Source organism: Stenotrophomonas sp. 24(2023), from assembly GCF_030913365.1.
In the GTDB taxonomy this organism is placed as follows: domain Bacteria; phylum Pseudomonadota; class Gammaproteobacteria; order Xanthomonadales; family Xanthomonadaceae; genus Stenotrophomonas.
This window is the reverse complement of the sequence record NZ_CP133160.1, coordinates 3,929,019-3,955,352: the sequence shown is the minus strand read 5'-3', so window position 1 is coordinate 3,955,352 and position 26,334 is coordinate 3,929,019. Positions and strand designations below refer to the sequence as shown.

The window sequence follows — 26,334 nt, the reverse complement described above, 5'->3', positions numbered from 1 at the left end:
TGCGGCGCAGGCGCCCGGCTCAGGCATCGCTGCGCTTGGAGCCGGCTTCCAGGCCGGCCTTCAGGCTGGCCTCGACGAACTCGTCCAGGTCGCCGTCCAGCACCTTCTGCGTATCCGAACGCTCGATGCCGGTACGCAGGTCCTTGATGCGGCTCTGGTCCAGCACGTAGTTGCGGATCTGGCTGCCCCAGCCGATGTCGGACTTGGTGGCTTCCACCGCATCCTTCTCGGCGTTGCGCTTCTGGATCTCCAGCTCGTACAGCTTGGCGGCCAGCATCTTCATCGCGCGATCGCGGTTGGCATGCTGGCTGCGCTCGGTCTGGCAGGCCACCACCACGCCACTGGGGACGTGGGTGATACGCACCGCCGACTCGGTCTTGTTCACGTGCTGGCCACCGGCACCGGAGGACCGGTACACGTCGGTCTTCAGGTCGGCCGGGTTGATGATGATATCGATGTTGTCATCGATTTCCGGCGACACGAACACCGAAGTGAAGCTGGTGTGGCGGCGGTTGTCCGAGTCGAACGGCGACTTGCGCACCAGACGGTGCACGCCGATCTCGGTCTTCAGCCAACCGTAGGCGAAATCGCCCTCCACGCGGAAGGTGGCCGACTTGATGCCCGCCACTTCACCGCCGGACACTTCCATCAGCTCGGCCTTCCAGCCGCGGCTTTCGGCCCAGCGCAGGTACATGCGCAGCAGGATTTCGGCCCAGTCCTGGGCTTCGGTGCCACCGGCACCGGCCTGGATGTCGACGAACGCATTGGCGCTGTCCATCTCACCGGAGAACATGCGCTGGAACTCCAGCTTCTCCACGTGCGCCTGGTACTTGTCCAGATCGGCGACCACGGCCAGCGCGGTGTCCTCATCCTGCTCGGACTCGGCCAGCTCCAGCAGCTCGCGGGCATCGGCCAGGCCATCGAGCACCGCGGCGATGCCGCCGACGGTCTTGTCCAGGCTGGCGCGCTCGCGGCCCAGGTTCTGGGCGTATTCGGGGTTGTTCCAGACGTCGGGGCTTTCCAGCTCCCGCGTTACTTCCTCAAGACGCTCTTTCTTGGCGTCGTAGTCAAAGATACCCCCTGAGCGACACCACACGATCGGTCAGATCGGTGATGCGCTGGCGGACAGGATTCAGTTCGATCATGTCGGCGGTTATGCACTAAATAGATGACTGCCAATGATAGCGCAGGCCGGGGCCGCAGGCATGGCGGGACGGCGGGCTACCCGCCCAGCGCCTGCCGCAGCAGCGGCAGCTGGCGCCGGCTGCACGGCACCTTGGCACCATCGCCCATGTGCAGCAGGGCCTCGCCCCCGTCCAGCGGCTCGATCGAGCGCAGATGACCACGGTTGACCAGCCAGCTGCGGTGGGGCCGCAGGAACACGGCCGGGTCCAGCCGCCCCTCCAGCACCGCCATGGTGATGCGCAGCGGGTAGTCATGCCCGCGTACCCGCAGGTTCACGTAGTTGCCGGCCGCCTGGGCGTACTCCACGTCCCCGGTGGCGACCAGGAACTCCTTGCCGAGCTTGCGCACCAGGAAATGATGGGGGCGCTCGACCGGCTCCACCGGCGGGCCGACATCGGGGGCGGCCAGCAGCGAGGCTTCGCCCTGGCGACGGCGCCCGAACCAGCCGGCCAGGTGTTCCAGCGCAACGAACAGCGCGAAGGTACGTACATCCTTCAGGTATTCATAGCCAAGGCGCTGCAGCCAGCCGGCGGCGTCCTCGTAGTGCCCGCCCAGGACGGCATACGTCCCTTTGCGCAGCAGCATCATGGCCGCCACGTGCAGCAGCGACCAGCCGACGCTGGCCAGCAGGTACAACGGCAGGCGACGCTTCCAGGTGTCGGCGTGCAACGGCCAGCGCCGGCAGCCCCACCACAGCAGCGGCAGGGTCAGCAGCACCGGGGCCAGGCTGCTGAACTCCCAGACCAGCGGCTCCCACACGGCCAGCGCTTCGCCATGGCGCCCGGCATCCATCACTTCCACCAGCGCATTGGACACGGCCGAGACCGAGAGGATCGCCGCCCATACCAGTACGCGGGTGGACGTACGCCAGCGTGGCGGGCTGCCCTGGGCCATCGGTGCTTCCATCGTGCAGGGGCGTCCATCGTGCCTCGGAGGTGACCAGCGTAGGGCCGCCATTCGTCCCCGCGCGCCCGCCATTGGTCACAGCGCCTGTCCCATCAGGCCCGTGGCCATGGCGGGAGAGCGCCTGCACGGCCACCGTGGCAACACACCCCTGCGGTCACCGCCATGAACCGACGCCATGACATCGACACCCTGCGGGTGCTCGCCTTCGCCCTGCTGATCCTCTACCACGCGGCGATGGCCTACGTGGACGGCTGGGACTTCCATCTCAAGAGCGCCTACACCGCCGAATGGCTGCAATGGCCGATGATCGCGCTCAACCGCTGGCGCATGCCGCTGCTGTTCATGATCAGTGGCATCGCACTGGGGCTGTCCCTGCCGACGCAGGGGCGCCTGCGCTATACCCTGCGCCGCGGCTGGCGCCTGCTGCTGCCGCTGCTGTTCGGCATCGTGGCCGTCGTCTCGTTGCAGGCCTACTACGATGCGCTGGACAAGGGCGACATCGTGCCCGGCCTGGCCCGCTTCCTGTGGCGGTACTGGCAGTTCCGGCCGTGGCCGGGCGCCCATTTCAGCGGTGCCAGCTACGGCTTTACCTGGAACCACCTGTGGTACCTGGCCTACCTGCTGGACTACACGGTGCTGACCATCGTGCTGGCAACCCTGCTGCGTCCGCTGCGCGGCCTGCTGCCGCCATGGCGCATGGGCGACCGCGCGCTCGGGTGGCTGCTGCTGGTACTGCCGGTGGCATGGCTGGCCTGGGCCCTGCTGGTGCTGATGCCGCGCTGGCCACCCACCCACGCCCTGCTGGACGACCTGTATGTGCATGCCGAATCGCTGCCACTGTTCCTGGCCGGCTTCCTGCTGGCGCGCTGGCAGCGTGGCTGGGACCTGCTGGTGCGCGGGCGCCGCCTGACCCTGGTGCTGGCCCTGGTCGGCCTGATGCTGGAGCTGGGCATCCGCGCGCTGGGCCGCCTGCCCGATATCGGGCCGGTCGATGCCTGGGTGCTGGCCCTGCCGTGGGCACAGACCGAACGTATCGGGCGGGCCCTCTATACCTGGTGCATGGTGCTGGCGCTGTTCGGCTGGGCACGCGTGCTGCTGGACCGCCCCTGGCCCGGCCTGGCCTATTGCCGCGAAGCGGTGTTCTGCTGGTACATCCTGCACCAGACCCTGCTGATCGTGCTGCTGTACGGGTTGCGTCCGCTGCAGCTGGGCCCGTGGCTTGAGCCGGCACTGCTGGTTGCCGGTACGGCCGGGGGCTGCCTGCTCATCCATGAACTGTTGATCCGCCGCGTGCGCTGGCTGCGCCCCCTGTTCGGGCTGCGCGCCGATCCGCTATCGTCGCCGCTGGCACGGACGCGCGTGGCGGATGCCGCCTCCTGATACACACGACAAGGAACAAGGGATGTTCGAGACGCACTGGCACCTGTGGTTGCAGCAGACCTTCCAGGCCCATTGGGTACTGTCGCTGATGCAGTTCATCAGCCTGTTGGGCTACGAGATGGCCTACACCGCGCTGATCCTGCTGTGCGCGTTCGGGGCCCGGCTGCGCGCCGGCCTGTGCGTGATGCTGGCCGTGCTGCTGATGGCCTGTGCCACGCACGCCATCAAGCAGGGCGCGGCCCTGCCCCGCCCCAGTGATGTGGATGCAGCGGTACTGGACAAGGGTAAGCCATCGCATCCGTTCGTGGTCGATGGTGGCGGGCACACCTTCTGGTCGCTGCCCGATGCGCAGGCCACGGCGATGCTGCGCGCACAGCCCGATGCCGACTACGGTTTCATCAGCGGCCATGTCGGTGTCGCCACCGCCGCCTGCGTGGGCCTGCTGCTGGCCTTCGGTATCCGCCGGCGCTGGCTGCGCTGGGCCCTTGCACTGGGCTGGCCACTGTTGATGGCACTCTCACGCATGTACCTGGGCCGGCATTTCCTGGCCGATGTGCTGGGCGGCTGGCTGATCGGCCTCGGCATGGCAGTGCTGGCATGGCAGGTGATGCCGGGCCTGCGGGCCACGCGGCGCTGGCAGCTGCCCATCCTGCTGGGCCTGGGCGCACTGCTGGCCTGGGCGGCGGCAACCACGCGCTACGTTCCAGTAGGTGAGGCCGGGCGGCTGCTTGCACTGGGCCTGCTGATGGCGTGGCTGCAGTGGCGCGACTGGCCGGTCGATCCGCGGGGCGTTGTGCAGCGGGTAGCACGCGTGCTCGGCGTGGTAGTGATCTACCTGCTGGCGCGGCCGATCATTGATTGGCTGGCTGACAGCATCCCGCTGCCCAATGCGCCGGCAACCGAACTGCTGTGGCAGACCGTCGGCACACTATTGGTCCTCGGTGGCGGCGTGGCGCTGGCACGGTGGATTCCGCGCCAACGCCGGCCGATGCCAGACGGCCCTCGGTAGATCCACGCCATGCGTGGATAGGCCGTTTCCGACCCTGCAACAGCCACGCATGGCGTGGCTCTACTTCACCTCGAACTCGCCGACCAGCACGGTGTCCTTGCGGTCTTTCAGGCGCATCGTGACCAGCTGGTCCTTCTGCTTCGGCGTACCCCAATGGGTGGTCAGCCGCAGCATCAACGTGGTGGCACCGGTGACCAGCTGCTGGCGGTTGCCGAAGTAATTCGCTTCGACCCGGTACTTGCCAGGCTTGGCCGTGCGCAGCGAGAACTGCTCCGGACCGTAGCCGCCGGTGAAGTCCTGCGACATCTGCCCGCCCTGGTAGGTCAGGCGGTTGCCGTAGAACGCACGCTCGCCATTGGGATCGGTCACCCACAGGTCCATGTCGCTGTTGTCGGCATCCCAGGCCAGCACCACGCGCAGGTCCAGCGGCATCGCCTGCAACAGACGCGGATCGATGCCCGTCGTGTCCAGCGGCGTGCGGCTGCGTGTGACCAGGTTGGTCAGTTCATCCAGTGCGATCAGCGAAATACCCGTGAAGCGGGCATCCCACGGCCGCACCACCACCTGGTACAGCGGGTCCAGCGCCTGCTGCGGATGGCCAGCCGCCGCCAACGCCAAGCCAAGGTCACGATAACTCTGTGGCTCTTCCGGGCTCATCGCCAGCACCTGTGCGAACACCGGCACCGCCAGCGCAGCGGCATCCGCCTGCTGCAGCCGGTAGCCCAGCACACGCAGCAGATGACGGTTGTCCAGCTCCATTTCCGCCAGATTGGACAGCACGCGCAGGGCAAGGTCGCGCTGGTCGCGCTCGAGCAGCAGATCGGCCACGTCCAGGAAGAATGCGCTGCTGTCGGCATGCGCGGCGCGCTCGGCCAGGTAGCGGGCATACAGCTGGCCCGCTGGGGCCTCGCGCAGCCGGCGGGCAACGTCCGAATCCGGCTGCCACGCGGCAAGGTGGATTCCCAGCTGGCCCCGGTTGGCTGCCGCCGGTGCCGCACTGTCGGCCAATTCGGCCGCCCGCGGCGCCGGTGCCTGGCGACGGGCGCGTGCGGTGCTACCGGCCACTTCCATCGCCGCCAGTGCCATCGGCGCAGCAGGCGCGGGGGGCGCCGGCGGCGCCGGGGGTGTCATCGCCGCACCGGCCACCTGCAACGGTTGTTGCGGCGGCGCACCCTTCGGCCAGGCCTGGCCCCACCACTGCCTGCGCGCCTGCCAATCCCGCGCGATCTCATCGATACGCTGCCGTTGCGCCGCCTCGCGGTCGGCAACCTGCCGCGCGAAGCGGCGATCGTAGTCCGCGCGCAGCGGTGCCGGCGGACGGATCGCATAGCGCAGGTAATCCTCCAGCGTTTCCAGCACGATGAGCGAGGTGTCCGGCCCGACCAACCCGAACTGCTGGGACAGCCGCTGCATGGCCTCGCGATTGCCGACACGGTCAACACCCAGCTGCTGCAACCGGGCCTGGGCCCACAGACCCGCCAGCAGCGCACCCTCAGTGCTGTGCGTGCTGGCCGGCAGTGCCAGCCACGGGCCATCGCCCACACGCACGCGCAACGGCACGCCATCGGCGGCCAGCCGTGCATGCAGCCACAGCCAGCCTGCCATCTCGCTGCGTCGGTCGATCACCACCTCCTGCACGCCACGGCCGGCATCGACCTGCACCTGCTGGGGCTCGGTCAGCAGCTCGCGCGCAGCCGCATCGACATCGCCCTCCACTGCAACGAAACGCCCGCCGTGGGCTTCACTCCAGCCCCGCAGGCGCACAGCATCGGTGCGCGCACCTGCGCTGCTGATCGCGAACAGGCGCTGGTGGGCAGCCAAAGGGGGCAATGCCTGCGGGCCATAGGTCAGCAGGCCATCGCTGACGAGCAGGTACTCACGCACCGCCGGCTGTGGCGCCCACTGCGCCAGCGCACTGGCGCCATCCGGCTGAACGCTCTCCAGCACCTGCCGCAAGGCACGCCAATCCCCTTTGCGCACCTGGAAATACCGCACCGGTTCGGCACGGTCACGCAGGATGGTCAGGGCCACGCGCCCATTGCCCATGGCCGCGAAGTAGCGATCCAGCAGGGCAAATTCCCGGTCACGGTTACGGCTGCCCGCAGAACCGGAGCCATCCCACAGCAGGCCCACCTCGGCAGGCACCGTGCGTGGCGTGCTGGGCGCGGACACCGGCAGCTGCGCCAGCAGGTAGTGGTCACCCTCCCATTGCGCCACCTGCATCTGCGGGCGCCGCTCGGCCGGCAGGGTCCAGCGCAGCTGTGCCGGCAGCTGGTCGCCTCGCCCCTGCCAGCGCAACTGGCCGTTGGTGATGGCAAACGGGGCATCGCCTGCGCTGGCATCCGCGGCAGCGGTGAGCTGCAACTGCACCGTGCGCGCGCCGGCGGCAAACTGCAACGGCAGCGTCCAGCCCCACCCGCGCGGGGTGGACAGCAAGGGCTCACGCACGGTCAGCTGTACCCGGCGGACCCCGCCTGCCGGCAGCGGATAGACACGCAGGCGGAACTGATTGCCTGCCGTCTGCTCCAGCAGGCCCGGATCGACCCCACGCCGGACGATCGCCTCGAACACCTCCCGCCCGCGATCCTTGGGTACCGGCACGGCCTCGCGCAGCTGGCCATTGATATCCAGCGCGAACCCGGTGATCTGCTGGCCGTCGGCCAAGGGGAACTGCAGCTCCCCCTCCATCACCCGGCGGTTCGGGTTATGGAATTCCAGCGTGATACGGGTCTGGGCGATACCGGCCTGGACCTCGCCCTCGATGCGCGCCTGCTGCAGGATGATCGGCTGCTCGGCTCCGGCCGCCTGCAGCAGCGGCGGCGGCCGGATGTAACGGATGGCCTTGGGCGACTGCGCCTGGGCAAGGCCGGCGAAGGTGGCGAACAGCAGCAGGGTGGCGCGGATGAGACGGGGACGGAGGGCAGCCATCGGAGGACTCCAGCGATTGGACGACCGTAGCAACGGATGACTGCCATGGATGGGGTTGGACGGGGCGTTGAACCGAACCAGAGGGCCCGTCGGCGGCACCCGTCGCACCGAGAATCGCCATGCCAGTGCTGCGCGGACCGCCGCTTCGCTCCGGATGCCGTCAACCGGCCCTGCGAACAACCTCCATCAGGAACTGCAGGAAAGACACCGCAAAGGACTCGAATTCACCCGTGTTGTAGTCGTACCTGAGAACCGGATACTCCCCATCCTTCAGCCCGCCGCGTGTATCGAAATAGAAGGCCTCATCGGCATCCGGAACGTAAACCGGGATCATGCCCGAGGGAGGAAATCCATTCTCCTCGACCAAGCGAGCGTTGTAGACCAGATCATCATCAGCCACATCTCGATTTTCAGGCTCCGCGAGACCGAACACCGCGTCTGGACCAATAAAAAGATTCCCATACTCAGCCAGCCAGACCTTGTAGGAAACAGGCAGAGGCAAGCCAAGCAATCTCTCCGCGTCCTTCACGAGATCTGGAGGAACAACACGGCCAGGGAAAACCCTCACGCGCGATGATCCGGCGATCACCTCATCAAGGCGCTCAAAACAGGAACCCTGATCAGGGCACACCAGACCTCCCAGACCAATCAACTGAAACAGAACTTCACGGTATCAACAGCACCCGAAAAATCGATCTTGCCGGCACTGCGAGGCAGCTTTGCGTTTTCGAAGCCGCGAATCAGCCAATCTCCAATTGCCGATGCGGCGTAATCATCATCGATGGACGAGGCATCGTCCTTTGCAATGCAGACAGCAAGCAGAATACTTCTCTTCCTGGCAGAGAATCCAGCCGACGACGAAATCCCTTCCGGGCAGTACTCCGTCAAACTTCCACTGATCCACAGCTCGACATCGATCGCCTCCAGACCATCAATGGGCGGCGGCTCTCCGCCAATCAATGGTTGGCATCCCAGATCAGCGCCAGGTCATCCGGTGCATCCCCATGCGGCGCGCCCTTGCGCACCAGGTCGCCCGCCCGATCAAACACATAGTGCATGCCCTGGCAGGTGCCCTCGCGCGTCCAGGTGGTCAGGTCATCATCGTCGCCGCCCACCACCTTGCGCGCCTGCACCTGTTTCACCTCAATGCGCAGCCGATCGCACGTTTGCCCCCCGCCTTCGATAGATCGATTCGACGGCGCGAACACAGCACTGAAACAAAATATTCCGGCCGCGCCTCTTTCGCTGCAACCATAGCGCCCGTCAGCGTGCGCGCCGAGGATCAGGTTGTAGCCCCAATCGTCTTCTTTTGAAGCGAGTTAATTTTCGCATCTATTTTTTCCAGACCCAGCCTCCCGCATCCCACAATCTTCAACTCACGAAGCGCGGCGAGATCATTGATGGCCTCGATATTCGATATTTTCTTGCAGTACTGGATATCAAGCCTCTTGAGATGCCCGAGCCGGGACAATGCACAAATATCTTCCAACGAACTCAGATTTTTCAGCCACACCGCCTCCAAATTGAAAATTTTCTCGAGGCCATTGAGGCTCTTCAGCTTCGTACCTCCCAGCAGCCCTAGACGCTCAAGGCCACCAGCCGATGAAGAAAGGATATCGAAGATCTCATCACCTACAGGCACGTTCAGAAGGTTCAGCTCCTCTAGTGGTGAGGCCAGAGCCTGCTTTAGATTCTTCAGTGACTTGTCGGGATAAATGGAAAGGACCCTCAACATCGGGAAGCTCGATGCATCGAAGCGCACCGGCACGTCGACGTACAGCGTCCTGAGATTGGGTAATACAACACTCGGCCATACTAGCGTTCCCGTTCCAAGGTGGATGCTCAGCGCCTCGATTCCTTCAGGCAAGAGTCCATCCTCAAGTCCATCCATGATCGACGGCGCGATGGATCCGGGCCCTATGCTGAGCGACTTGAGACCGCGCATCTCCCTGAGCATCTCTGGCAGCTCCTCAAGTTTGTCGCCGGGAGGTGACCAAAGGTGAGCCTGCTGTATTTTTGCAAGCTTTTCGCTATTGAAGGGAGCGTTGAAGAACACCAGCTCAGCTCCCGGCGTCGGGAACGCCGCTTCGTTCCTGCTGTGCAGCAAAATAACTTTATTATTCATATTCTCTTCTTCGAATCAGCAAGCGTTTCTAGCTGCAGAAACAGCAGCCCTCGTGGCCGGATTGCTAACGACACCCGCCCCACGGCTTGCTGCGTGCCGCAGGGCATCCTCGGCGAACTCGTCCACCCGGGCCACACGGGCTGCACGAATCTGATTCAGTGAGCCCCCCTCTTTAGGCACATTGTTTGCTGCATCCATAATCCCCTGTTCGTAACCCCGCAGAACGTGATTTGTCATGCGCGTATCGCCGGCCGCACTGCCGAGATCCACGGGGTACGTGGTGATCGTAACATCAGGATTGTTCAGTAGATCCTTCGCTGGATGATTGGCATCAGAGATTCGATCCCTGATGTTCACGCCACTACCCGTGTAGTACTCGCCGTCGAGTTCAATGTGATAGATGCCCGGCGTGGTTGGGGCAGCATCAGCAACCTCGCCCAAGATCAATCCCCATGGATCAATCCAGCGATGTGGATTCACAGGGTAGGCGTATGTGTTGATTCCACCGCGGAGGCGAATCGGATCCTGACCTATATACGCACCGAGCGCGGAGTCGTAGTACCGGTATCGATTGTAATTGAGGCCCGTTTCTACGTCCTCGTACTGACCAGGAAGCCTCAGCGGATTCGTGAGCAGCTCCAGACTCGGCGATCCAGCGCCCCAAGGACTATGGTCGGCGCGCCACAGGACTGATCCATTACCTCCCAGCAATCTGGACGGACACCCGTTCACATGGCTGACATACAGGAACACGTGGGAGGGCGGACAACTGATAGGTCCCGGAACGTCGGACACGCGGTGATCTGGCGTCGTTGGCGCCGCCTCATCAGGAGAAGCGGACCTCTTTAGACTTCCCCTTGCCACTGGAGTACCAAGAGTGATGCTGCCAAGGCCCCCCGCTCCATCAGATGATACCTCTAGCTGGGTAGAGGTCGACAGCTTCGCCGTGCCCAGCACCAGAGCGGCACTACCTAGACCAGCAGAACGTTGCTGGCCACCAGCCGCCCCAGATTGCAGCGCTTTGCTGTTACCCGGTCGCTGTTTGCTTTCATGCAGTTCTGTCTCCTGAAAACGAGGAAGAGACGGGTCACAGGTTGCCGATGAGGCCTCCATGGGTCCCATTTCATCAGGAGTGCGATCAGCGACCAACGCCAACGGCACAAACGTCCCCGGGTAATACACATACTCCCGCACCCGTTCATGCAGCTTTTCCAGCCGCCGCTGCCGACGCCTCACCTCCACCAGGCTGGCCACGTTCCCCACCCAGACCGGCGCTGCCTCTTCGGCATCGTTGGCCTGCGGCACCTCACCCAGCAACGCATCGCCATCCCAGAAGAACCACGTCGTCTGCGCCGGGTTGCGCTTGAACACCCGCCGTCCCAGCGGGTCATAGCCGTAGTACGTTGATTGCCCGTTGCGGCGGCTCTCCGCCAAACGATGGTTGGCATCCCAGATCAGCGTCAGGTCATCCGGCGCGTCGCCGTGCGGCACGCCCTTGCGCACCAGGTCACCGGCACGGTCGAACACGTAGTGCGTGCCCTGGTAGGTTCCTTCGCGCGTCCACGTACTCAGGTCGTCATCGTCACCGCCCACCACCTTGCGCGCCTGCACCTGCTTCACTTCGGTGCGCAGGCGGTCGCCGGCCGGATCGCTGAAGTAGCGCTCGACCCTGCCCTTCGGGTCGATGTGCTGCAGCAGGCGTCCGATCGCATCGTAACGGTACTCGTCCACACCTTGGGCGCTGTCGCTACGACGGGTCAGGTTGCCACTGCGGTCGTAGTCGTAACGCGTCTCGAACAGCGGTGCAGCGTCCTTCAGCACCGATTGCGACGTCAGCAGGTTGCGGCTGTCGTAGGTGAACTCGCGCTGCAACTGCGGACTGAGCTGCTCGCGTGTGGCACGACCCAGCGCATCACGCTCGATCGTGATCGGCGGCTCGTCATTGATGGCCACTGAGACGGCCTGGTCACGCAGGTCATAACCGAACGCCACACGATTGCCGGCAGCAGTCTCGCGCAGCACACGGTTACCTACTTCGTCGTAGGCATAGCCCACGCGGAAGCCATCCTGCAGTTCCTCCAGCAACTGCCCCACCGGGTCGTAACGCCGCTTCACGGTACGTGCCGGATTGCGCAGCTCGACGATCTGCCCCTGCGTGTCGTAGACGAAATGCTCCTGGACCTGCTGGCCGGGATGGCGCACGTCCGGCAGCGTCTTGCGGGTGATGCGCCCAAGCTTGTCGGTAGTGAAGGCGATGCGCTGGCCCAACGGGTCCAGCGTGGCCGTCAGCCGTCCGGCAGCATCGTAGGTGTAGCGCCGTGACTGCCCCCAGTAGTCCACCTCCTCGACGATGCGGCCCAGCGCATCGCGCACCAGCTGGTAGGTCTCGCCGCGCTGGTTGATGACCGCCACCAGCTGCTCTTCGCTGTCATAGCGATACTCGACGGTATGGCCGTCAGCCTGCAGGCGCTTGCCGATCTGGCCGATGCCCACGTACTGCAGTCGCGTCTGCGCACCGGCCTCATCGCTATAGCGCAGCAGTTGGTCTTCGGCGTCGTACTCGCAACGCACACCGGCACCGTCCGGTCCCAGCGTGGCCAGCAGCCGCCCCTTGGCGTCGTACTCATAGCGGGAGATCTGGCCCAGCGGGTCCACCTGCTGCTGCAGGTTGCCCAGCGGGTCGTGTGCATACTGGCTTTCATGGCCCAGCGCATCGATCACCGCCGCCACCAGACCATGACGGTCGTAGCGCAGCCGAGTCACCGCCTGCCGCGCATTGGTCTGGGCCAGCAGTTGACCCTGCGCGTCGTAGTCGAAGCGCGTGGTGGCACCAAGGGGATCGATCTGCGCCATCAGCAGGCCACGCGCATCGTAGTCCTGCCGCCAGTCGCTGCCATCGGGCGTACGCAGGGACACCATGCGGTCCTGCGCGTCGTACTCCATCTGCACCGTGCTGCCGTCGGCGCGGGTCAGGCACACCAGGTTGCCATGCGCATCATGGGCAAATGCCGTGCGCAGCCCCTCCGGATCGGTCACGGCCACGGTCCGGCCGAAGTCGTCGTACTCGAAGATCGTGACCCCGTCGAGCGGATCGATCTCGCACAGCGGCAGCTGGTTCTCGTCGAACTTGACCACACTCAGGTGGCCCAGCGAGTCGGTCACCCGGGTTTCACGCAGCAGCGCGTCATAGGCAAAATGGTAGTCGTACAGCCCGCCATCCCCCCACGAGTGCACCACCCTGCCCTGCGCATCGAACGCGTAATGGAAGGACAGGCCCACACGGTCGGTATGCCGCACCAGGCGGTGCTGCTCATATGCAAACGTGCGCGGCGCACCGAGCGGGTCCACCGCAGCCAGCAGGTCACCATCATGACTGTAGCGGTAACTCACCAGCGGATGGGCAAGACCGGTGGCGGGGTCGTGCAGCGCCATCCGCTCGATGCGGCCCTGGCGGGCCTCCACCTCGATGAAACGCCCCTGCAGATCGCCGAGTCCGCTTTCGACGATGCGGACCAGGTGGCCGTCGCGGCGCTCGAAACGCCAGTGATTGCCGTGGGCATCCTCGATGCGCTCGATCGGCCACGACTGTGGATTCGGCAGCGCGCTTACACCCGCAGGCAGTTCACCGCCGAACACATACTGCAGGCCGCTCTTGAAACGCACGCACCACTGCCCGCGACGACGCAGCAGCCGCGCGCCGTCCACGAAATCGAGGATCGCCCCGGCTTCGCCCTCGGCCGGTGGCAGTTCGGGGAAGAAGGCGACCTGGTCCGGGCCGGACAGCCACACGCTGCCGTCGTCCAGCAGTTCCAGATAGAGGTCTGCCGGCGTCTGCCAGCCCAAGCCGCACTGGCCCGCTTCGCCCGCGCGGCGTGAGCCATAGCTGCGTTGCCAGGCGAAGGGCAGCCGCCCCGGAATGTCGAAGTCCTGGTGGCTGACCACCACGCTGCCATCACGGATGTCCACCGGCTCGGCACGCAGCACCTTGCACTTGAGGAAGCCCGACGGCAGATGCCCCCACTTGCCACGCCGCCAGTTGGCGAAAGCATCCATCTTCCTGCGGAAGAACGCGCTCTTGCGCAGCTTGCCCAAGCCGGCGAATGCCGCGCGGAAGGCCAGTGCGGTCCAGGACACCGTCGGCGGCCCACCGACCGTCACGTTGGTGGGAATGGCCACGTTCAGCCCGGTCGGCAGCGACATGGCACGCAGCGGCTTCTTCGGCTTCTTCACCCGGAACGGGTTGATCATGCCGGCCAGGTTGCAGTCGAGTACCGGCATGGCCAGCCGCGAGAACGGCTCGCCATCGACCGACACCGTGCGGCTGCCCATGAAGATCTCTTCGCCGTCGAACTGCGGGCCCATCGGCGCCGCCAATGGCGGGCCCCACACGCCCAGCGGAATGTGGATGTCCAGGCCGCCGGTGCCGGCGGTGCCCCGGTGCACACCGCCCACCTTGGTGGTCGAACCGATGAACGGGATGTAGTCGAACGGGTCCAGTACCAGGCCGATGTGCGGCGTCGGCAGCGGGCACGGCGGCACCGCGTACATGTGGATGTCGATGCCCAGCTGCGGATCGAAATGCTTGGCGGCAATGCTCACGGCAACACTCCCTGTTGCACTACAAGGCGCGGAACAATGCGCGCAGGAACGCCTTTACTTCGTCACGGTATTCGGCGCTGATCCAGGTCACGACGATGATGCCCAGCACGATGGCCAGCACCATCACCACGGTTTTCTTCGACGTCATGCAGCAACGACTCCTGTCGGGGTGGCCGGGTTTCCGGCCTGCAATGGCCCCTGCAGCAGGCCGGCCGGGTCTGGCAACGGCTGCATCGACGGGGGCTCGCTCCAAATGGGAACGTCATGGTCCAGCGGGTGCTCGATGGCCGGCAGGCCATTCCAGCCGGCGTCGAGGAAATCGCGACCAACGGCCACGATCCTGCGGAAGAATTCATCACCGCCCTGCACCAGCCGCTCCCGCGCCTGCTGGGCACGATGGAAGCCCTGCTCCAGCGCGGCATCCAGTTGCGCATCGATGGCATCCAGTGCGGCACGTGGCGGCTGCGGGCCCAGGGCGCGGCCCTGGGCGTCGGCTTTCTCAAGCAGGCCCGTGCTGGCCTGCAGGTAGTCGGTGGCCACCTGCTGCAGCGATTCACAGCGGCGCGCATCCTGCAGCTGCAGCGCATCCCACAGGGCCTGCGGCAGGGTCGTGGCCTTGCGATCGGCCGGCGTGAGCGGTTTGGCGATGCGGATGGCCTCCAGCAGCTGGGTACGCGCCGCCTCGCGCTGCCCGGCCTGCAGCAGGCACCAGCCGGCCATGCGCTGGCCTTCCAGCGCGAACATCGGGTGGGGAATGCTTGCCGCCGATGTCGCGGCCTGCAGGTAGGTCTGCGCGGCACGCTCGGGTTGCTTGGCGGCCAGCCAGCAGCCGGCCTCACCAAACCAGCTCTGCATCACCAGTTCCGGCGCCGCCGGATTGCCGGCAATGCGCGCCGCATCGGCGGCGCTGCGCGCCTGCCGATAGCCGTTGATGGCCTGCGCAGGATCACCGTGCTTCAGCCAGGCGCCGGCCACCATCATCTGCACCACTGCATGCTGGTCGTGCCAGCCCTGGCGCTGTGCCAGCCCCTGCGCACGCTCGGCCCGGGCCACCACCTGCGCCGGGCTGCCGCGTTCGAGCAGCAGCATCAGGTCGGCCAGCAGCTGCCGGTACAGGACCTGCGGCCCGCGGCCGGCTGACTGCGCGGCCGTGTCACGGGCGATGGCGAACATGTCCACCGGCGCGCCCACGATGCGGGCCACCTTGTCATGCCGTTCCAGCAGCGGCTGCCAGCGCGGATCTTCCTCGGTGTCCACCAGCACCAGCCGCAGGCGCGGACCGGGCCCCGCCGCCAACGCGGCATCGACCCAGCGCTCGAAGCCTTCGCCAGGCACGCAACGTTCCGGCTCCAGCACGGCGGCCAGCAGCCGCAGGTGCTCACCATGGTGGGCAGCAAAGCTTTCCAGCACCTCGACCACGCCATGTGCGCTGTCCGGATGCGCCTCATGCGGCCCGCGCCACCCCAGCGGCACCTGCTGGGCACGCAGTTCTTCCTGGCTGGCCAGATAGCGCTCCAGCAGGTCCTGCTTCAGCTGCCGGCTGTAACGGAAGCCCAGTTCGTAGGCCGTGTCCAGACGCAGGAAGAAGTCGGGTGTATCGCGCCCGGCATCATGGCGCTGCATCTCGAAGAAGGCTGCCAGCAACCGGCTGGCGGCGGCCGGAAGCCGCCACACCAGCAACCGCCGGCTGTTGTCTGCGGTAGCGTCCAGCCAAGCGTCACGCAGGGCGTTCAGGCCGCGCAGCATCGGAGTGTCCTGCATGATGCGCCTCCCTCAGCAGTTGAGCTTGATTTCGCTGCCGTTGACCGACACGCCGCTGGCATCGATCACCACCTCCGAACCGCCGGCGGTGATCTTGATCGCGCTGCTGGTGATCTCGATGACCGACCCGCCGACCTTGCTGCTGAGCTTGACGGCCGACTCCAGGGTCATGTCACCGTCCGACCCCTGGGTGTGCGTGCCGGTGCTGTCCTGGCTGAAGTTGCCGGTCACATCGATGACGCGCTCGCCGACGTTGCTGTCATCGACCTTGCCCTGCACCTTGCGCGTGTCATGGCCGGTGATGGTCACCTCGCGCGCCGCCTTCAACGTCTCGGTCACCAGGCCGCCCACCGTGCGGCTGGAAGTGGAAGTGACTGTTTCGGTCCAGGTGCCGGTGCGCTGGCTGGTGTAGTTGCCGGTCAGGGTGGTCCTGAAATCACCGGTGATGGTTTCGGTGTAGCCGGCCGCGCTGATCGTCTTGGTCTCGCCCGCCTCGTACTTCTCGGTGACCGCACCGGTCACGTTGCTGGTGCGCGTCCCGGTCACGCCCAGCAGATCGGTGCCGGTGATGGTGATGCCGCGGTTGCCACCGACGCTGATGTCCTGGTTGGCCCCGACATCCATGCGGTGGTTGACCGCCACCGAGGTGGACTTGTTGTTCTTGACGCTCGCGTTCTGGTCATTCAGCACCGTGGTGACCATGTCCCGCTGCGCGCGCATGTTGAGCAGCTCGCCGCCGGCACCATCGTGCATGGTGATCTCGTTCCAGCCGGCACCCTTGACCGTCTTGGATTTCAGGCCACTGACCTCCATGCCGAACGGCGGCATGTTGTCCTCGTTGTAGACCCGGCCGGTGATGATCGGGCGGTCCGGGTCACCATCAAGGAAATCGACGATGACTTCCTGGCCCACGCGCGGCGGCGACACGCCGCCCATGTCCGCACCGGCCCAGGGACTGGCGCTGCGGATCCAGCACGAGGCATTCTCGCGGCGGTCCAGGTCGCGATCCCAGTGGAACTGCACCTTCACCCGCCCGTAGGCATCGGCGTGCAGCTCTTCGCCCGGCGGCCCCACCACGGTGGCCGTCTGCGGCCCGGGCATGCGTGGCCACGGGGTCTGCCGCAGCGGCCGGTAGGGCACATGGCGGCGCAGCACTTCGGCCTGCATCTCCATGCTCGGTGCTTCGGCGCTGGCAAAGTCGCTGGCGAAGTTGTTGTGTCCTTCGCGCTGCACGGCCACCACGAAGAAACTGCGGTCGGCCTCGTCGCGGCCGATGAAATCCGGATGCCGCTCCAGGGTGAAGCATCCCCCGGCCTGCAGTTCGCCGGCATTGCCGCTGCATTCGAACAGCTTGGTCGGCCAGGCCGCCTCCTCGTTGCGCACCGCCGCCAGTGCCTGGCCCACGCGGCTGTTGGCGAAACGTGCCGCACCGTCATAGCGGTACTGTTCCAGCGGTGGCAGCAGGCCCAGCGGCACCTGGTTGCCCTGGTTGCCATCCAGGCGCTCGCCCGGCTGCTTGAAATCGAAGCTGCGCAGGGTCTGCACGCTCGGCCCGACCCGCCGCCGGGCACCCCAGCGGTGCAGGCCGGTGCGCGCCAACGTGCCCTGGTCCGACACGAAATCGACCACGCCCGGTTCACCGTGCACCGTGCTCAGCGTGGAATCATCGCTGAGCACCATCTCATGCCCTTCCTCGTCATGCACGAAGCTGTAATACAGCCCGGCGTCTTCCAGCAGGCGGCTGACGAAGGCGAAATCCGATTCGTTGTACTGCACACAATAGGACAGCGGCTGCAGCTTGCCGGTGTTGAGGTCGTAGCGGAAGCGGGCCAGGCCAGCGTAGCCCTCGAACACCGCTTCGATGATCTGCAGGACGGTCTTGTCCTGGAAGATGCGGCAATTGCAGGTGTAGTCCAGGAAGGCGAACCACGGTGCCAGCTCCACCCGGTAGGCGCTGAACTGCGCCTGCTGGCCGGTACTGGCGAATTCACGCACGTAGCCATGCACGCTGCGGTTGCCGAATTCATCGCCCAGGTGCAGCCGCAGGGGCTGGCCGACCAGCTGCTTCAGTTCCAGCCGGGGCTGGATGGAAAGCAGCTCGATACGGTAGGTGAAGGGCGCGGACACCGTCTCGCGGCCACCGAACTGCTTGACCAGGAAGGTATCCGTGTCGAGCGCGGTATCCACGCGGAGCAGGCGCTTGTCCTGGTGGAGGCGTTGCAGGGCTGCCGCCGGCAGCAATGATTCGGCATACATCGGGCGTTCCGTGTCCCATGTTGGTCGAAGCCCGACTGTGCCATCACGGTGTGACGCGTGCCAGCTTTTTGACGGTCTGCGCCTTGTTCAGGCGGATTCAGGCTGAATCCTGAACCACAAGTGCGCGATGTATCACGTTTTCACACGAACGCAGCGTATTTCCGTCACACCGCTCCCGTACGCCATGGACGAAACCACGCCTGCAGGCGCAAGATGCACGCCCATTGGATGGATACCCCTGCAAGGACGTCGTGCATGCGCTCTTCCCTGATTCTGATGCTGCTGGCCGTGGCCGGCCTGGCCCAGGCGGCCCCCGTGGAAGGCATCCGCTTCACCCACAATGACTGGACGCTGGCCTGCGACAACACGCGCACCTGCCGCGCCGCCGGCTACCAGGACGAGGACGGTGACAACCTGCCGGTATCCGTGCTGCTGACCCGCAAGGGCGGGCCGGAACAGAAGGTCAGCGCGCAGCTGATGCTGGGCCAGTACGATGAAACGACGATGCCCGCGCGGCTGGCGCTGCAGATCAACGGCAAGGATCTTGGTGCGCTGCCGCTGCGCGATGGCACCGCCGACCTGTCAGAGACACAGACCCGCGCCCTGCTCGCCTCGCTGGCGCGCAGCAGCCGTATCGTCGCCCTTGGCAACGATGGGCGGCGCTGGACGGTGTCCGATCGCGGGGCCACCGCCGTGCTGCTGAAGATGGACGAATTCCAGGGCCGGCTGGACACCCCCGGTGCACTGGTCCGCAAGGGCACCCGCAGCGAGGCCGCCGTACTGCCGGCACTGCCGCCACCGACGGTGACCCTGGCCAAGCTGGTACCGACCCGACCGGCCGACACGGCACTGGCGCGGTCACCGGCCCTGCGCGCGGCACTGGCCGCGGTGACCTCGAGCGAGGACTGCGATGCGCTGGCGGCGGACAGCATGCTGGCGCAGGAAGGCGTCGAGCTGACCGTCAAGCGCCTCGGCAAGGACACGTTGCTGGTGTCGATGCCCTGCTGGCGCGGTGCCTACAACGAAGGCAGCGGCTACTGGGTCACCCGGGACCGCGCGCCGTACCAGCCGGTGCTGGTGACCACGCTGGGCGGGGATGATGACGGCGCCACCATCAACGCCGCCCACAAGGGGCGCGGCCTGGGCGACTGCTGGTCGACCAAGGCCTGGGGGTGGAACGGTACCGCGTTCGTGATGACGGCCGATGCCAACAGCGGCTTGTGCCGGCTGGTAGCCGCCGGCGGCGCCTGGGAGATGCCCACGCTGGTGACCCAGGTCAACCCCTGAGTCCAGCGGGTATCACGCGGAGAACAGCCACGCATGGCGCGCCGTTGTAGATCCACGCCATGCGTGGATCCGCCCTGCCAGCATCACGCGAAAAGCAGCCACGCATGACGGGCCGTTGTAGATCCACGCCATGCGTGGATACGCCATGTCGACACCACGCGGAAAACAGCCGCGCATGCGTGGCATTACGCCGGCAGGCAGTGCTCGACGATCAGCTGGATGGCGGTGCCCCCGCGGTAGTCATCGCAGGCCAGCCGGTACGCCAGGTGCACATGGCGGCTGGGCGCGTTGCCGGTCCAGCCACCGAAATGGATCGCGTTGATCACGCCCCCGCCGCCAGGCTGGCGCAGTTCCAGCTTCAGGTGGCGCTCTTTCAGCACCCGCCAGTTGGCCACCTCGAAGTGGCCATCGAACAGTGGTTCGGGAAAGCCCTGGCCCCAGGGACCGGCCAGGCGCAGCGCTTCGGCATGGCGATGGTCAAGTTCATCCACGCCCAGCTCGCCATCACTCATCACCTGCTGCTGCAGGGACGCTGGATCGACCAGGTCCTGTACGGCGGCAATGAACGCCGACTCGAACGCAACGAGCGCCTCGTGGCGCAAGGTCAGGCCGGCGGCCATGGCATGGCCACCAAACCGCTCGATCAGGCCCGGGTGCTGCGAATCCACCCATGCCAGCGCATCACGGATGTGCAGGCCGGCGATCGAGCGCGCCGAACCACGCAGCACGTCCGCCCCCGGTTCGGCCGGCGCGAAGGCGATGACCGGGCGATGCAGGCGATCCTTCATTTTCGATGCCACCAGGCCCACCACGCCCGGGTGCCAGTCCGGATCGAACAGGCAGGCCGCTACGGGCCGCTGGCCCGCCATGTCCAGCACCACGCGCGACACGGCGCGCTCGGCATCGTCGGTCATCACCTGCTGCACCGCGCGCCGCTCGGCATTGATCTGCTCCAGCGTCTGCGCGATCTCGCGCGCCTGCCGGGGCTCGTCGGTCAGCAGCAGCGCGATGCCCAGCGCCATGTCCTCCAGCCGCCCGGCCGCGTTCAGGCGTGGACCGAGTGCGAAACCGATGTCGGTGGCGGTCAAGCGCTTCACATCGCGGCCACTGGCTTCGATCAGTGCATTGAGCCCGACGCAGCCCTGCCCTGCGCGCAGACGGCGCAGGCCTGCACTGACCAGGGCGCGATTGTTGGCATCCAGGCTGACCAGGTCGGCCACGGTGCCCACCGCAACCAGATCCAGCAGCACCGTCAGGTCCGGCCCCTTGCCATCGGCAAAGGCACCGGACGTGCGCAGGTGGCGGCGCAACGCCATCAGCACGTAGAAGATGACACCGACACCGGCCAGCGCTTTGCTGGGGAAGGCATCGCCCTCCAGATTGGGATCGACGATCACGTCGGCCGGCGGCAGCTGCGGTCCGGGCAGGTGGTGATCGGTGACCAGCACTTGCCAACCGCGCGCTTTGGCCGCGGTGACCCCGGCATGGCAGGCGATGCCATGGTCGACGGTGACCAGCAGGTCCGGCTGCAGCGGTGCCAGTTCCTCCACCAGCGAGGGCGACAGGCCGTAGCCATGCACCATGCGGTTGGGCACCGCATGCAGCACCTGCTGTGCGCCCAGCATGCGCAGGCCACGCACGCCGACCGCGCAGGCGGTGGCACCATCACAGTCGAAATCGCCGACGACGAGGATGCGCTGGTTTCCAGCGATCGCCGCTGCCAGCAGCGCGACGGCAGCCTCGATACCGGTCATCAGGTCCGGGGCATGCAGATTGCCCAGCTTCGGCAGCGCCAATGCCGGCGTGGCGGCGCCACGGCTGGCATACAGGCGGGCCAGCAGCGGCAGCGTATCGTCCGGCCAGTCCACCGGCGTACCAGCATCACGGCGGCGGATCACGGGTGTATCGGACAACGGCTGCGCAGCGGCGGCAAGGGACATCGGCATCGCCGGGTTGCGGAAGACGCCCGCATCATAGCGCGGGCGCAAATGCACGGCGATGGCGGGCCCTAACGGATCGGTTCAACCCCATCCACGCAGGGCGTGGATCTCCCCAATGTGCACACGCAGGGCCTGGATGTACCCCAACGTGCGCACGCAGGGCGTGGCTCTACGCGTCGTGCAGTTGCCTCGGCTTCTTCCAGAACTTCCAGCGCTGCCTGCGATCCAGCGTGAACTGGCGGCCATCCTCGAAATCGAGCACCAGGGTCTGCAGTTCACCGCGCTTGAGGGCGGCCAGCAGCGGGGGGATCGCCTCGGTACCCAACTGCTGCAGCGAGCGCAGCTGGCGCAGATCGACCAGCGCATCGACCGTCTGCTCGCCGTCCACGGCCACGCCAGCGGCCTGGGCCAGACCGCGCAGCAGCGCGTCGCGGCTGCGTACCTGCGCATGGCGGGTACTGACGGCCACCGGCATCACGCCCGGGCCCCAGAACCACAGGGAGTTGATCGGCTGCTTGCCGGCCGCCAGGCGCTGCTGGTTCCACGGGTGGGTATGCAGGACCACCTGCGCCTCGGTCAGCAACGCACGCCAGCGGCGCCCGGCATCACCGTCGGGCAGGTGCGCGAACAGGTCATCCCCCAGCACCTCATCCGGCGCGGCGAAGCGCGGCAGGGCCAGGTCGATCGGCAGCCGCAGGTACCAGCGCGATGGCGACGGCGCATCGAAGGTGAACCCGGATTCGGCAAACAGCGCCTGCAGCGCCGGCAGCAGTGCTGCGCTGTCCTGGGCGTCGGGGCGCAGCGTATCGCCGTGCCCCATCATGCGCGCACCCTGCATGTCCGGCACCACATAGGCCGGATCAGCCCGCAGCCAGCTGGCGCCGGCGGCATCGCCGACGTCGAGCTGGCGGGTCAAGGCGGCCACCGGCCAGTCCGGCGCGGCGACCGTGAAGTGGCGCTGCAGCTGTTCGCGTTCGCCCGCCGCCACGTCGGCCTGCTCGGCCCGCCCGAGCGCGGCGGAAACATCGTCCGGCAGCGCAGCCGCGGCGAAGCGGCTGCGTGCCGGCAACAGCAGGGTCGCCGTCGCCACCGATCAGTCCGCGTAGCTGACGCTGACGATCTCGTACTCGCGCTGGCCGGCCGGGGCGTCGATCACGATCGAATCGCCTTCCAGCTTGCCGATCATCGCGCGCGCCACCGGCGAGGAAATGGCGATCAGGCCCAGCTTGATGTCCGCTTCCAGGTCGCCAACGATCTGGTACTTCTTCTCTTCGTCGGTTTCCACGTCGGCCAGGGTCACGCTGGCGCCGAACACCACCTTCGAGCCTGCGTTGAGCTTGCTCACATCGATGATCTCGGCGTGCGACAGCTCGCCTTCCAGCTGCTTGATGCGGCCTTCGATGAAGCCCTGTTCCTCGCGCGCGGCGTGGTACTCGGCGTTCTCCTTCAGGTCACCGTGCTCGCGTGCTTCAGCAATCGCGGCGATCACCTTCGGGCGCTTGACCGACTTGAGGTGATCCAGTTCGTCGCGCAGCTTCTGCGCGCCCTTCATGGTGATGGGGGCTCTCATGCGTTCAACTCCTTGTGCAGTTCCTGCAGCGACCAGACCGGGCCGGTACCGCGGAATTCCAGCGAATCCACCAGCGCCTTGGCGCCGGCAATGGTGGTCGAGTAGGTGACGCGGTGCTGCAGCGCCTCCCGACGGATCGAGAACGAATCGGTGATCGCCGCACGGCCTTCGGTCGTGTTGACGATGTAGACGATTTCGCCGTTCTTGATCGAATCGACGATGTGCGGACGGCCTTCGACCACCTTGTTGATGATCTCGCAGTCCATGCCGTGCTGCTGCAGCCACGCGGCGGTGCCACGGGTGGCGACCAGGCTGTAGCCGCGGGCCAGCAGGGCCTTGGCCACCGGCAGCACGCGCTTCTTGTCCGGGTCACGCACCGACACGAAGGCCTTGCCGACCGGCGGCGCCTTGATGCCGCCGGCTTCCTGCGCACGCGCGAAGGCGGCGTTGAAGGTGCGGCCTACGCCCATCACCTCGCCGGTGGAGCGCATTTCCGGCCCGAGGATCGGATCGACGCCCTGGAACTTGGCGAATGGGAAGATCGCTTCCTTCACCGAGTAGTAGTCCGGCACGATTTCCTTGGTCGCGCCCTGCTCGGCCAGGGTCTTGCCGGCCATGCAGCGCGCGGCGATCTTGGCCAGCGGCATGCCGGTGGCCTTGGACACGAACGGCACGGTGCGCGAGGCACGCGGGTTCACTTCCAGCAGGTAGATGGTGTCATCACCCTCGTCGTTGGTCTGGATCGCGAACTGGGTGTTCATCAGGCCGACCACGTTCAGGGCCTTGGCCAGCTCCACCACCTGGCGACGCAGTTCGGCCTGGGTCTTGGCCGACAGCGAGTACGGCGGCAGCGAGCAGGACGAGTCACCCGAGTGCACGCCGGCTTCTTCGATGTGCTCCATCACGCCGCCGATCAGCACGTTGCCCTGTGCGTCGGCAATGATGTCCACGTCGCACTCGACGGCGTTGTCGAGGAAGCGGTCCAGCAGCACCGGCGAATCGTTGGACACCTTCACCGCGTCGCGCACGTAGCGGGCCAGGTCGGCCTCGCCGTAGACGATTTCCATGGCACGGCCGCCGAGCACGTAGCTCGGGCGCACCACCAGCGGGTAGCCGATCTCGCGGGCCAGCAGCAGGGCTTCCTGGTCGTTGCGGGCGATGCGGTTCGGCGGCTGCTTCAGGCCCAGCTTGTCCACCAGCTGCTGGAAGCGCTCTCGGTCTTCGGCCAGGTCGATCGAATCGGGGCTGGTGCCGATCACCGGCACGCCGTTGGCTTCCAGCGCGCGCGCCAGCTTCAGCGGGGTCTGGCCGCCGTACTGCACGATCACGCCCTTGGGCTGTTCCAGTTCGACGATTTCCAGCACGTCTTCCAGGGTCAGCGGCTCGAAGTACAGGCGGTCGGAGGTGTCGTAGTCGGTCGACACGGTTTCCGGGTTGCAGTTGACCATGATGGTTTCATAGCCATCCTCGCGCAGCGCCAGTGCCGCGTGCACGCAGCAGTAGTCGAACTCGATGCCCTGGCCGATGCGGTTGGGACCGCCGCCGAGGATCATGATCTTGTCGCGGTTGCTCGGCGCGGCTTCGCACTCGTCCTCGTAGGTCGAGTACAGGTAGGCGGTGCCGGTGGCGAATTCGCCGGCGCACGAGTCCACGCGCTTGTAGACCGGGCGCACCTTGTGGGCGCGGCGCAGGGCGCGCACGGCCGCTTCGTTGGTGCCGGTCAGCTGGGCCAGGCGGCCGTCGGAGAAACCGGCGCGCTTGAGCTTGCGCAGGCGGGCGGCGTCCAGCGCGTCGATGCCATCGGCGGCGACGGCCGTTTCAGCGGCGATGATCTCTTCGATCTGGTCCAGGAACCAGGGATCGATGAAGGAGAGCTTGTAGATGTCCTCCACGCTCATGCCGGCGCGGAACGCATCGGCCACGAAGAACAGGCGCTCCGGGCCCGGGGCCTTCAGTTCACGGCGCAGCGTCTGCAGGTCGTCTTCGCTGGACAGGTCCAGGCCGGTCGGGTCGAAACCAACCTTGCCGGTTTCCAGGCCACGCAGGGCCTTCTGCACCGATTCCTGGAAGGTGCGGCCCATCGCCATCACCTCACCCACCGACTTCATCTGGGTGGTCAGGCGCGCGTCGGCGGCCGGGAACTTCTCGAAGGCGAAGCGCGGGATCTTGGTGACCACGTAGTCGATGGACGGCTCGAACGAAGCCGGGGTCAGGCCGCCGGTGATCTCGTTCTTCAGTTCGTCCAAGGTGTAGCCCACGGCCAGCTTGGCGGCGACCTTGGCGATCGGGAAGCCGGTGGCCTTCGACGCCAGCGCCGAGGAGCGCGACACGCGCGGGTTCATTTCGATCACGACCACGCGGCCGGTGTCCGGGTTGATGCCGAACTGCACGTTGGAGCCACCGGTATCGACGCCGATCTTGCGCAGCACCGCGATGGAGGCATCGCGCAGGCGCTGGTATTCCTTGTCGGTCAGGGTCTGTGCCGGGGCCACGGTGATCGAGTCACCGGTATGCACGCCCATCGGGTCCAGGTTCTCGATCGAGCAGACGATGATGCAGTTGTCCGCGGTATCGCGGACCACTTCCATCTCGAATTCCTTCCAGCCCAGCACCGATTCTTCCACCAGCACTTCGGTGGTCGGCGACAGTTCCAGGCCGCGGTTGACGATCTCCACCAGCTCTTCGCGGTTGTAGGCGATGCCACCACCGCTGCCACCCAGGGTGAAGCTGGGGCGGATGATGGTCGGGTAGCCGACGCGGGTCTGGATCTCCAGCGCTTCGTCCAGCGTGTGGGCGACGGCGGCGGTCGGGCACTCCAGGCCGATCTCGCTCATCGCCACGCGGAACAGCTCGCGGTCTTCGGCCATGCGGATGGCTTCGCGCTTGGCACCGATCAGCTCGACGTTGTACTTCTCCAGCACGCCGTGGTCGGCCAGGTCCAGCGCGCAGTTCAGCGCGGTCTGGCCACCCATGGTCGGCAGCAGTGCGTCGGGCTTCTCCTTGGCGATGATCTTCTCGACCGTCTGCCAGTTGATCGGCTCGATGTAGACGGCGTCGGCCATCTCCGGGTCGGTCATGATCGTGGCCGGGTTGCTGTTGACCAGCACCACGCGGTAGCCCTCGTCACGCAGCGCCTTGCAGGCCTGGGCGCCGGAGTAGTCGAACTCGCAGGCCTGGCCGATGACGATCGGGCCGGCGCCGATGATGAGGATGGTCTTGAGGTCGGAGCGCTTTGGCATTGTCTTCTCTAAGTCAGTACAGCGTGTCTGGGGGCGTGATCGCACGCTGTCGATCAGGAATCTGGGGTGCGGCACCGCGCCTGTGGCGGCCGTGCTGCACCGGCTTGCAGTCCTTTGCGGTCACCGCCGGTCAGGCCGGCGGCACAGTG

Annotated in this window: 18 protein-coding genes; 3 read left to right on the top strand and 15 right to left on the bottom strand. The window is 66.3% G+C overall.

Annotated features, from left to right (window positions below):
* Positions 1–19 precede the first annotated feature (19 nt).
* Together prfB and Q9R17_RS18070 are read right to left on the bottom strand one after the other, a co-directional pair.
* Positions 20–1,145 (bottom strand): peptide chain release factor 2 gene (gene prfB, locus Q9R17_RS18075; protein WP_308155959.1). Its coding sequence is split into 2 segments (ribosomal slippage): positions 20–1,069 and positions 1,071–1,145, totalling 1,125 coding nucleotides; the frame shifts between segments, so codons are not numbered across the junction.
* A 76-nt stretch (positions 1,146–1,221) separates the two neighbouring features.
* Positions 1,222–2,079, bottom strand: coding sequence for a LytTR family DNA-binding domain-containing protein (locus Q9R17_RS18070; RefSeq protein WP_308155958.1), 858 nt, complete (start codon positions 2,077–2,079; stop codon positions 1,222–1,224).
* A 174-nt stretch (positions 2,080–2,253) separates the two neighbouring features.
* On the opposite strand from Q9R17_RS18070, the gene Q9R17_RS18065 reads away from it, so the two are divergent.
* The gene (locus Q9R17_RS18065) at positions 2,254–3,471 is read left to right on the top strand and encodes an acyltransferase family protein (RefSeq protein ID WP_308155957.1); all 1,218 of its coding nucleotides are present in this window, start codon (positions 2,254–2,256) and stop codon (positions 3,469–3,471) included.
* Between the two features lie 22 nt (positions 3,472–3,493).
* Positions 3,494–4,480, top strand: coding sequence for a phosphatase PAP2 family protein (locus Q9R17_RS18060; RefSeq protein ID WP_308155956.1), 987 nt, complete (start codon positions 3,494–3,496; stop codon positions 4,478–4,480).
* A gap of 60 nt (positions 4,481–4,540) precedes the next feature.
* On the opposite strand, the gene Q9R17_RS18055 is transcribed toward Q9R17_RS18060, so the two are convergent.
* The 9 genes from Q9R17_RS18055 to tssI form a co-directional block, all read right to left on the bottom strand.
* On the bottom strand, positions 4,541–7,408 hold the full coding sequence (locus Q9R17_RS18055; protein ID WP_308155955.1) for a VIT domain-containing protein: 2,868 nt from the start codon (positions 7,406–7,408) through the stop codon (positions 4,541–4,543).
* A 160-nt stretch (positions 7,409–7,568) separates the two neighbouring features.
* On the bottom strand, positions 7,569–8,039 hold the full coding sequence (locus Q9R17_RS18050) for an SMI1/KNR4 family protein (protein WP_308155954.1): 471 nt from the start codon (positions 8,037–8,039) through the stop codon (positions 7,569–7,571).
* A 17-nt stretch (positions 8,040–8,056) separates the two neighbouring features.
* Positions 8,057–8,368, bottom strand: a complete 312-nt coding sequence (locus tag Q9R17_RS18045; RefSeq protein WP_308155953.1) for a hypothetical protein — start codon at positions 8,366–8,368, stop codon at positions 8,057–8,059.
* Positions 8,365–8,541 (bottom strand): hypothetical protein, encoded by a 177-nt coding sequence (locus Q9R17_RS18040; protein ID WP_308155952.1) that lies wholly within the window; start codon positions 8,539–8,541, stop codon positions 8,365–8,367. The genes Q9R17_RS18045 and Q9R17_RS18040 overlap by 4 nt, the downstream gene beginning before the upstream one ends.
* A 149-nt stretch (positions 8,542–8,690) precedes the next feature.
* Positions 8,691–9,533 (bottom strand): hypothetical protein, encoded by an 843-nt coding sequence (locus Q9R17_RS18035; protein WP_308155951.1) that lies wholly within the window; start codon positions 9,531–9,533, stop codon positions 8,691–8,693.
* Between the two features lie 15 nt (positions 9,534–9,548).
* Positions 9,549–14,132, bottom strand: coding sequence for an RHS repeat-associated core domain-containing protein (locus Q9R17_RS18030; RefSeq protein ID WP_308155950.1), 4,584 nt, complete (start codon positions 14,130–14,132; stop codon positions 9,549–9,551).
* 19 nt (positions 14,133–14,151) lie between these two features.
* The gene (locus Q9R17_RS18025) at positions 14,152–14,280 is read right to left on the bottom strand and encodes a hypothetical protein (RefSeq protein ID WP_308155949.1); all 129 of its coding nucleotides are present in this window, start codon (positions 14,278–14,280) and stop codon (positions 14,152–14,154) included.
* Positions 14,277–15,893 carry a hypothetical protein gene (locus Q9R17_RS18020; RefSeq protein ID WP_308155948.1) on the bottom strand — a complete coding sequence of 539 codons (1,617 nt, stop codon included), beginning with the start codon at positions 15,891–15,893 and terminating at the stop codon, positions 14,277–14,279. Before Q9R17_RS18020 ends, Q9R17_RS18025 begins: the two co-directional genes overlap by 4 nt.
* Positions 15,894–15,905: 12 nt before the next feature.
* Complete coding sequence (gene tssI / locus Q9R17_RS18015) at positions 15,906–18,149, bottom strand: type VI secretion system tip protein TssI/VgrG (RefSeq protein ID WP_308155947.1); 2,244 nt, start codon at positions 18,147–18,149, stop codon at positions 15,906–15,908.
* 255 nt (positions 18,150–18,404) lie between these two features.
* Here tssI and Q9R17_RS18010 point away from each other — a divergent pair, with 255 nt between their 5' ends.
* A complete protein-coding gene (locus Q9R17_RS18010; protein ID WP_308155946.1) occupies positions 18,405–19,436 on the top strand; it encodes a DUF1176 domain-containing protein in 1,032 nt (343 codons plus the stop codon).
* Positions 19,437–19,621: 185 nt separating this feature from the next.
* On the opposite strand, the gene recJ is transcribed toward Q9R17_RS18010, so the two are convergent.
* From recJ to carB, 4 genes are all read right to left on the bottom strand, one after another.
* Positions 19,622–21,376 carry a single-stranded-DNA-specific exonuclease RecJ gene (gene recJ / locus Q9R17_RS18005; protein WP_308158377.1) on the bottom strand — a complete coding sequence of 585 codons (1,755 nt, stop codon included), beginning with the start codon at positions 21,374–21,376 and terminating at the stop codon, positions 19,622–19,624.
* A gap of 169 nt (positions 21,377–21,545) precedes the next feature.
* Entirely contained in the window at positions 21,546–22,466 is a 921-nt protein-coding gene (locus Q9R17_RS18000; RefSeq protein ID WP_308155945.1) for a phosphoglycerate mutase, read from the bottom strand.
* A 3-nt stretch (positions 22,467–22,469) separates the two neighbouring features.
* Positions 22,470–22,934 (bottom strand): transcription elongation factor GreA, encoded by a 465-nt coding sequence (gene greA / locus Q9R17_RS17995; protein WP_308158376.1) that lies wholly within the window; start codon positions 22,932–22,934, stop codon positions 22,470–22,472.
* Between the two features lie 8 nt (positions 22,935–22,942).
* Positions 22,943–26,185, bottom strand: a complete 3,243-nt coding sequence (gene carB, locus Q9R17_RS17990) for a carbamoyl-phosphate synthase large subunit (protein ID WP_308155944.1) — start codon at positions 26,183–26,185, stop codon at positions 22,943–22,945.
* Positions 26,186–26,334 lie beyond the last annotated feature (149 nt).

Excerpts from the sequence above, each read along its gene's own strand:
- Q9R17_RS18065 (WP_308155957.1), top strand. The coding sequence starts at position 2,254 with ATGAACCGACGCCATGACATCGACACCCTGCGGGTGCTCGCCTTCGCC.
- recJ (WP_308158377.1), bottom strand. The coding sequence starts at position 21,376 with ATGTCCCTTGCCGCCGCTGCGCAGCCGTTGTCCGATACACCCGTGATC.
- Q9R17_RS18055 (WP_308155955.1), bottom strand. The coding sequence starts at position 7,408 with ATGGCTGCCCTCCGTCCCCGTCTCATCCGCGCCACCCTGCTGCTGTTC.
- Q9R17_RS18035 (WP_308155951.1), bottom strand. The coding sequence starts at position 9,533 with ATGAATAATAAAGTTATTTTGCTGCACAGCAGGAACGAAGCGGCGTTC.
- Q9R17_RS18070 (WP_308155958.1), bottom strand. The coding sequence starts at position 2,079 with ATGGCCCAGGGCAGCCCGCCACGCTGGCGTACGTCCACCCGCGTACTG.
- Q9R17_RS18060 (WP_308155956.1), top strand. The coding sequence starts at position 3,494 with ATGTTCGAGACGCACTGGCACCTGTGGTTGCAGCAGACCTTCCAGGCC.
- Q9R17_RS18025 (WP_308155949.1), bottom strand. The coding sequence starts at position 14,280 with ATGACGTCGAAGAAAACCGTGGTGATGGTGCTGGCCATCGTGCTGGGC.
- carB (WP_308155944.1), bottom strand. The coding sequence starts at position 26,185 with ATGCCAAAGCGCTCCGACCTCAAGACCATCCTCATCATCGGCGCCGGC.
- tssI (WP_308155947.1), bottom strand. The coding sequence starts at position 18,149 with ATGTATGCCGAATCATTGCTGCCGGCGGCAGCCCTGCAACGCCTCCAC.
- Q9R17_RS18020 (WP_308155948.1), bottom strand. The coding sequence starts at position 15,893 with ATGCAGGACACTCCGATGCTGCGCGGCCTGAACGCCCTGCGTGACGCT.
- Q9R17_RS18010 (WP_308155946.1), top strand. The coding sequence starts at position 18,405 with ATGCGCTCTTCCCTGATTCTGATGCTGCTGGCCGTGGCCGGCCTGGCC.